Source organism: Exiguobacterium sp. s89, from assembly GCF_018617735.1.
Taxonomy (GTDB): Bacteria; Bacillota; Bacilli; order Exiguobacteriales; family Exiguobacteriaceae; genus Exiguobacterium; species Exiguobacterium marinum.
Genome location: NZ_JACSKS010000010.1, coordinates 12510 through 18409 on the forward strand (window position 1 = coordinate 12510; position 5900 = coordinate 18409).

Annotated in this window: 7 protein-coding genes, 1 tRNA gene and 1 other RNA gene; 7 read left to right on the top strand and 2 right to left on the bottom strand. The window is 44.1% G+C overall.

Features of this window, described 5'->3' with window-relative positions:
* The first annotated feature begins 34 nt into the window (after window positions 1-34).
* Window positions 35-124, top strand: a tRNA-Ser gene (locus KNO96_RS14115).
* A 122-nt stretch (window positions 125-246) separates the two neighbouring features.
* Here KNO96_RS14115 and KNO96_RS14120 read toward each other — a convergent pair.
* Together KNO96_RS14120 and KNO96_RS14125 are read right to left on the bottom strand one after the other, a co-directional pair.
* Window positions 247-918: a deoxynucleoside kinase gene (locus KNO96_RS14120; RefSeq protein WP_026824756.1), complete on the bottom strand. Its 672-nt coding sequence runs from the start codon at window positions 916-918 to the stop codon at window positions 247-249.
* Window positions 915-1550: a deoxynucleoside kinase gene (locus KNO96_RS14125; RefSeq protein ID WP_026824757.1), complete on the bottom strand. Its 636-nt coding sequence runs from the start codon at window positions 1548-1550 to the stop codon at window positions 915-917. Before KNO96_RS14125 ends, KNO96_RS14120 begins: the two co-directional genes overlap by 4 nt.
* Before the next feature lie 121 nt (window positions 1551-1671).
* Here KNO96_RS14125 and tadA point away from each other — a divergent pair, with 121 nt between their 5' ends.
* The 6 genes from tadA to KNO96_RS14155 all read left to right on the top strand — a co-directional run bounded on the left by tadA (window position 1672) and on the right by KNO96_RS14155 (window position 5437).
* The gene (gene tadA / locus KNO96_RS14130; RefSeq protein WP_026824758.1) at window positions 1672-2172 is read left to right on the top strand and encodes a tRNA adenosine(34) deaminase TadA; all 501 of its coding nucleotides are present in this window, start codon (window positions 1672-1674) and stop codon (window positions 2170-2172) included.
* 53 nt (window positions 2173-2225) lie between these two features.
* Window positions 2226-2493: signal recognition particle sRNA large type (ffs, locus tag KNO96_RS14135), an RNA gene on the top strand.
* 95 nt (window positions 2494-2588) lie between these two features.
* Window positions 2589-4262 (top strand): DNA polymerase III subunit gamma/tau, encoded by a 1674-nt coding sequence (dnaX, locus tag KNO96_RS14140; RefSeq protein ID WP_214704544.1) that lies wholly within the window; start codon window positions 2589-2591, stop codon window positions 4260-4262.
* Window positions 4263-4276: 14 nt separating this feature from the next.
* Window positions 4277-4594, top strand: coding sequence for a YbaB/EbfC family nucleoid-associated protein (locus KNO96_RS14145; RefSeq protein WP_026824760.1), 318 nt, complete (start codon window positions 4277-4279; stop codon window positions 4592-4594).
* 22 nt (window positions 4595-4616) lie between these two features.
* On the top strand, window positions 4617-5216 hold the full coding sequence (gene recR / locus KNO96_RS14150) for a recombination mediator RecR (RefSeq protein WP_026824761.1): 600 nt from the start codon (window positions 4617-4619) through the stop codon (window positions 5214-5216).
* Window positions 5213-5437 carry a YaaL family protein gene (locus tag KNO96_RS14155; RefSeq protein WP_026824762.1) on the top strand — a complete coding sequence of 75 codons (225 nt, stop codon included), beginning with the start codon at window positions 5213-5215 and terminating at the stop codon, window positions 5435-5437. Before recR ends, KNO96_RS14155 begins: the two co-directional genes overlap by 4 nt.
* Window positions 5438-5900: the final 463 nt, after the last annotated feature.

Below are 5900 nucleotides of genomic sequence, written 5' to 3' on the forward strand. Positions count from 1 at the left end.
CTCCACTTTCTTTTTTTTACACTTTTTTAAGCCTGGAGTTGTACCCAAGTCCGGCTGAAGGGGACGGACTCGAAATCCGTTAGGAGTCGCAAGGCTCGCGTGGGTTCGAATCCCACCAACTCCGCTTTCAATCGGGCATCTGCAGAGGCAGATGCATTTTTTGTATCCACAGACATAGGAGCTGTGGATTTTTTTATGCACAAAAAAAGAAGGATTACGCTTTGGCTAGCGCAATCCTTCGATCGATTATCTAACTTTTGCTTCGCGAGCAACCGTTAATTGCTTTTCAATTTTTTCAAGGATGAGTTCAACTGAGTCTGGGTCGTTGATGAGGTCATACTCTTCGATTGAGAGGCGTAATACCGGACACAGGTTGAAGTTATTGATCCATTCTGTGTAGCGTGCGTACATTTCTTCCCAATAAGCGATTGGTGTTTGTTGCTCCATCTCGCGACCGCGCATTTGGATGCGTTCGAGTACTTGTTCGAACGAACCTTCAAGGTAGATCAATAGGTCCGGGTGTGGGAAGAAGGGTGTTAATACCATAGCCTCGAACAAACTTGAATACGTTTCATAGTCTGTTGGCGACATCGTTCCTTTTTCATAATGCATTTTTGCGAAGATGCCTGTGTCTTCATAGATTGAACGGTCTTGAATGAAGCCCCCGCCGTATTGGAAGATTTTCTTCTGTTCTTTGAAGCGTTCAGCTAGGAAGTAAATTTGAAGATGGAAGCTCCACCGCTCGAAATCATGATAGAATTTATCGAGGTAAGGGTTTGTATCTACTTTTTCGAGGGACGTTCGGAAGTTTAATGCATCGGCTAACGAATTGGTGATCGTTGATTTCCCGATCCCAACCATTCCACCGATTGTAATGATTGTATCGTTCGGGATGTTGTATTTATCAATCAGCTTCATTTTGTATGGGCTCCTTTAGTTAATTCTAGTTCACGCTCAATCGTTTTCAGGACATGAGTCAAATCGTCCGGATTGTGTACAAAGTCGAGTTCATCCCCACTGAACGAGAGGATTTTCACTTCTGGATGGGCCGCGCGATACGATTCAACGAACGTCTCATAGTCGTGAGCAAGTTGTTCAAGATAGTCGCGAGACATATTTTCTTCTACTTCACGTCCACGCAAAGCGACGCGTTTCATGAGTGTCTCAATGCTGGCGTGTAGGTAAATGACGACATCAGGTTTCGGCATATCATGTGTCAAAATCTTATAAATCTGCTCGTACTTATTCAAATGCGCTGGTTTCAGCGAACGATGAGCAAAAATCAAGTTTTTGAAAATATGATAGTCCGAAACGACGGATTGCTGCTGACTCAAGTGGTGTTTGTGAATATCATCCAACTGCTTGAATCGATTGCATAAGAAGAACATTTCCGTTTGGAAACTCCATTCTTCGATATCTTCATAAAACTTGCCGAGAAATGGGTTTTCTTCTACAATTTCATTCAGCATCTGCATCGAGAAATGCTGACTGATGATATGGGCCAGTGATGTTTTCCCGACACCAATCGGTCCTTCTACCGTTATAAACATATGATGTCATCCTCCATTATCCAAAGTGCAAGTTCCATTCTAGCATACAATGCGATTGATATGGCGAGGGATTTGATTTTCATTTTTTTTCATAGTTTTAAATAAGAAATGAGGTGAATCGATGGAACGTGATGAGCGATTTATGCAGTTGGCCATCGAAGAAGCAAAGAAAGCAGAAGCCATTGGCGAGGTGCCGATTGGTTGTGTGATCGTGAAGGGAGACCAGGTGATTGCGGCCGGGCACAACCGTCGTGAGACAGATCGATTGGCTTCGGCACACGCCGAGATGATTGCAATCGAAACGGCAAACGAAACGTTAAGGAATTGGCGATTAGAAGATTGCGAGTTATATGTTACCCTTGAGCCATGTCCGATGTGTTCGGGAGCCATCGTATTATCCCGAATCAAGCGTGTCATCTTCGGGGCCTATGACCCAAAAGGCGGATGCTGTGGAACGTTAATGAATTTAGTACAGGATGACCGATTTAATCATCAAGCTGAAGTAACGGGAAATGTTTTAGCAGAAGAATGTGGCCAACTCCTCACAGATTTCTTCCGAGCGCTTCGAGAGAGGAAGAAACAAGAACGACTCGATCAGAGAGGTTGCAACCCAATCGATTAAACAGTATAATGTAATAGCACTCGAGATAGTGCATAACTTCATTTACCCATTTGCCGTGCTAGGTGGGGAGGTAGCGGTGCCCTGTCACTCGCAATCCGCTATAGCGAGACTGAATCCCGATTCGAGGGAGCGCGTTGGTGTGGTCTGCCTTATGTAAGTGGCGTTGACGTCTGAGTCCTGCGCAACGGTCACCCATGAACCAGGTCAGGTCCGGAAGGAAGCAGCCTTAAGTGGTGACGTACCGTGTGCCGCAGGGGTGCTTGGGCTGAGCAAACTGCATGAGTAACGCATGTTGATGCGCTTTCAGAAATCGGTGCGCGGCAGATTTATTTTATAACTTCAATCTATGGCCCCAGGGCTGTAGATTTTTTTGTATGATGAGATAGAGAAGAACAGTTAGGGAAGGAGGCGAACTCATGGCGTATCAAGCGTTATATCGGGTATACAGACCTCAGTCGTTTCAGGAGGTCGTCGGTCAAGTCCATATCACACGCACGATTCAAAATGCTTTATTAGAGGAACGCATGTCACATGCATATCTGTTTTCCGGTCCGCGTGGAACGGGGAAGACGAGTTTGGCGAAAATCATTGCTAAGGCCATCAACTGTGAAAGTGCGCCGACACGTGAACCATGTAATACCTGTCCGACGTGTATCGCCATCACGGAAGGTACGAGTCCGGACGTATTCGAAATCGATGCCGCATCGAATAACGGGGTTGATGAGATTCGGGAGATTCGAGATAAAGTCAAATACCCGCCGTCGCAAGGTCGTTATAAAGTATATATCATTGATGAAGTGCATATGCTATCGACCGGTGCGTTCAATGCGCTGTTAAAAACTCTCGAAGAACCGCCGGCACATGCGATTTTCATTTTGGCAACGACAGAACCTCATAAAATTCCGGCGACGATTATTTCTCGCTGTCAGCGATTTGATGTCAAACGACATGAAGTGAGTCAACTTCAAACACGAATGGCATATATCTTGAATGATCAGAATCATGACTATGATCCGGAAGCATTGAAGTTGATTGCACGTGCTGCCGACGGAGGCATGCGAGATGCTCTTAGCTTGCTCGATCAAGCGCTCGCATTTAGTGATGGTCGGTTGACGGAAGAAGCGGTGTTGGAAGTGACGGGTGCTGTGACGGACGAAATGCTACTTGAAATGGCATATGGTCTACAGCGGAAAGAATTGAATTCGATTTTGAGTACCCTTGAAATGATGTTGCGTGAAGGGAAAGACTTAAAACGCTTTATCGAAGACTTGGTGTTCGTTCATCGGGATGCATTACTTTTGAAAGCATCTCCGCAAGCTTCTGATTTATTAGAACGGGCGCGTCCGACGGATGAGTTTCGTCAATTTGTCGAAGCGACGTCAACTGACGAATTGTTCCAAGTGATTGAAGAGCTCAATGATTGCCAACAACAGATGAGGTTATCGAACCATCCAAAAGTATTGGTGGAATTAACGTTCATTCGTATCGCGGAACAAGGTCGGACAATCAGTGAACAAATGACACAATTACAAGATCAAGTGCGTGAGTTAAGTCGCGAGTTGAATGAAGTGAAGAAAAATGGTGTAACTACCGTAGCAAGCGAAGAAGTGAAGAAACCGACCCCGAAACGAACTCAAATCCGAGTGCCGAAAGAACGGATTCGCCAACTCTTGCAACGGGCCGAACGTCAACACTTGAATGCGATTCGCGACAGCTGGGGAGACATCATGACGAATATTCGGATACAGGATGGTCCGATTTTCGCACTCTTCTATGAAAGTGAGGCTGTCCTTTGTGCAAGTGACACCTTACTGGTACAATTTAAAGATGGAATGACATGGCATTATGAACAAGTGAGTTCAAATGGTCGTACACGTGATGTGATTGAACAGGCACTATTCGAAGTCACGGGGATTCGTCGTGAAATCATGGCGGTGCTTGAAACGGATTGGAATGAATTGAAGAATGAGTTCATCCTTCAAAAACAAGCAGAACGAACAGAACAAATCGAAGAACCGGAAACTGAGGATCCGTTAGTTGCACAAGCGATGGAACGATTTGGCGATGTCGTTGAAATTGAAGAGACATAAGGGAGGCGCTCTGAATGCGTGGAATGGGAAATATGAATAACATGATGAAACAAATGCAAAAAATGCAAAAAGATATGGCGAAAGCTCAAGAAGAATTGAAAGATATGTCCGTTGAGGGAACTGCAGGAGGCGGCATGGTGAAAGTTGTCGTAAGCGGTCATAAAGAAGTCTTAGATGTCATCATTGCAGAAGACGTCGTCGATCCGGACGACGTTGATATGCTACAAGACCTTGTCTTAGCAGCGATTAATGATGCGATGAAGCAAGCGGATCAACTTGTGAATGACAAGATGGGACGTTTCACACAAGGGATGAATCTCCCAGGCTTTTAAGTGAAGAAAGGATCGATGCGAGTTGCAATACCCTGAAGCCATTGGGCGATTGATTGAGAGTTTTACGAAGTTACCTGGGATTGGTCCGAAAACCGCGGTGCGTTTAGCGTTTCATATTTTAGATATGGAAGAAGACGATGTGTTAACATTTGCAAAGGCTCTCGTCAGTGCGAAACGGGATATTAAATATTGCACCGTATGTGGTCATATTACAGATGTGGATCCATGCGCAATTTGTAAAGACTCACATCGGGATGAGACAGTAGTTTGTGTGGTCCAAGACTCAAGAGACGTAATTGCGATGGAGAAGATGAGAGAGTACAGAGGGAAGTATCATGTTCTCCATGGAGCTATTAGTCCAATGGAAGGAATTGGTCCAGAGGATATTAACGTTTCAAGCTTGCTGACACGCTTGCAAGAGAATGAAGCGATTCAAGAAGTGATTTTAGCAACCAATCCAAACATTGAAGGAGAAGCGACTTCGATGTATTTATCGCGACTACTTAAACCGACGGGAATTCGCGTGACGCGTCTTGCACATGGTTTGCCGGTTGGTGGAGATTTAGAGTATGCGGATGAAGTAACGTTGTCTCGGGCGATGGAAGGTAGAAGAGAACTATGAATTGGTTTCGTAAGTCGTTAAGAGATGACTACGATCAGCGACTACTGACTGAGTTACTAGAAGCAAAGGCTAAGTTTGAATCGAAACGTCGAATGCTTGAAGTCAGCATTGAAGACACGGGAGAGTTAGCTGCCCAGGTAAAACAAGCTGAAACTCTTTACTTCTTTTATTTGAAAGAAGCGAAAAAGCGAAACGTGTCTTTATCATCCCTCCGTTCATAAGGCGAAGCCAGTGGCTCGCCTTTTTGTATCTTTACAGTGAGAGAATGCTCACACTTCCAAGCGGAGAGCAAACGGGAAGTGGCTCGCGCTTCGGACGAAAGAGGATGAATTCGGAATTTTGAACTTCAAAGTAAAACGTAGATAGGCATAGTTTAATTTTAGCCTTATATAATGAAGAAAAAAATAAGCGCAAAATAACTTAAATGCATGTTTATAAAAAAATAATCTTTTTTATAAAAAAGGTTGCACACTTAATATTTTATTGATATATTAATAGACGTCGCCGAGATAAGCGACAAGAAATAAAAAATATTTTTAAAAGTGGTTGACGTTTTGTCCCTCGCTTGATAAGATATTTAAGTCGCCAAGAGCGACAGACGAACTTTGAAAACTGAACGATGAGGCAAAAATAAGTTTTACAATTTTTGAATGAAGCGCAAGCTTCGTCAATTTAAGAGCTATA

Bases quoted from the DNA above. Each gene is read 5' to 3' on its own strand.
- KNO96_RS14120 (WP_026824756.1), bottom strand. From the start codon at position 918: ATGAAGCTGATTGATAAATACAACATCCCGAACGATACAATCATTACA.
- KNO96_RS14125 (WP_026824757.1), bottom strand. From the start codon at position 1,550: ATGTTTATAACGGTAGAAGGACCGATTGGTGTCGGGAAAACATCACTG.
- tadA (WP_026824758.1), top strand. From the start codon at position 1,672: ATGGAACGTGATGAGCGATTTATGCAGTTGGCCATCGAAGAAGCAAAG.
- dnaX (WP_214704544.1), top strand. From the start codon at position 2,589: ATGGCGTATCAAGCGTTATATCGGGTATACAGACCTCAGTCGTTTCAG.
- KNO96_RS14145 (WP_026824760.1), top strand. From the start codon at position 4,277: ATGCGTGGAATGGGAAATATGAATAACATGATGAAACAAATGCAAAAA.
- KNO96_RS14155 (WP_026824762.1), top strand. From the start codon at position 5,213: ATGAATTGGTTTCGTAAGTCGTTAAGAGATGACTACGATCAGCGACTA.